This is a genomic window from Sphingomonas pokkalii (assembly GCF_003096275.1).
Taxonomy (GTDB): domain Bacteria; phylum Pseudomonadota; class Alphaproteobacteria; order Sphingomonadales; family Sphingomonadaceae; genus Sphingomonas; species Sphingomonas pokkalii.
This window is the reverse complement of sequence record NZ_QENQ01000017.1, coordinates 1-746: the sequence shown is the minus strand read 5'-3', so window position 1 is coordinate 746 and position 746 is coordinate 1. Positions and strand designations below refer to the sequence as shown.

1 protein-coding gene is annotated in these 746 nt (G+C 65.4%); it reads right to left on the bottom strand.

Annotation, left to right across the window (positions count from 1 at the left end; genetic code table 11):
- Positions 1–12: 12 nt before the first annotated feature.
- Positions 13–696, bottom strand: coding sequence for a transposase (locus DD559_RS19530; protein WP_116471072.1), 684 nt, complete (start codon positions 694–696; stop codon positions 13–15).
- Positions 697–746 lie beyond the last annotated feature (50 nt).

Sequence of the window (746 nt, the reverse complement as noted above, 5' to 3'; positions counted from 1 at the left end):
GGTGACAGTTTACTAAACACACTCACTAATCGCCATTCGCTTTGGCTTGGGCCCGCGTTTCTGTACTGCCAGGGTTCTGCCGGTGCGCCGCTCGATGTCCGCGATCCAATCCGCGGCGCCGAGCGGGCGCCCGGTGGTCTCGGCGCGGCGCAATGCGTGCCAAGCCGAATCCGCCTCGGCAGTGTCGCCAAGGAAGGTCGCGAAGTCGCCATAGCGATCGAGCGCCGGCGCGACGCGGACCAGCGCATCGTCCCGCCCGGCGCGGTGGGCGCGGACGCTCGACCATGGCCAGTCCTCGGCACGCCGGACCAGATGCGCCCGCACCGGGTTCAGCGAGACATAGCGCATCGCGTGGCCGAGATGCGCCTCATCCATCACCACCGCACCGAAACGCCCTTGCCACAGATGCCCCGTCCAGCGATGGCGCGCATTGATGTAGCCGGTATAGCGGCGATGCGCATCCGCGAAGGTACGGCGCAGTCCGTCCTCGTCCGCCGGCACCACCACCAGGTGGACGTGGTTCGGCATCAGGCAATAGCACCAGATCTCCGAACCCGCCCGCCTCGCCGCTTCGGCGAGCAGGTCGCGGTACAGCGCATAGTCGCCCTCTTCGAAAAACGTCTGCTGCCGACGATTGCCACGCTGGGTGACGTGGTACGGGTAGCCGGGCAGGACCAAGCGTGGGAGGCGGGCCATTGCGGAAGCGTAATAGATTATGGGTTTTTAGTAAACTGTCACCGTAATTC

What these genes read in the sequence shown, in the direction of transcription:
- DD559_RS19530 (WP_116471072.1), bottom strand. Translation starts at nt 696, where the DNA reads ATGGCCCGCCTCCCACGCTTGGTCCTGCCCGGCTACCCGTACCACGTC.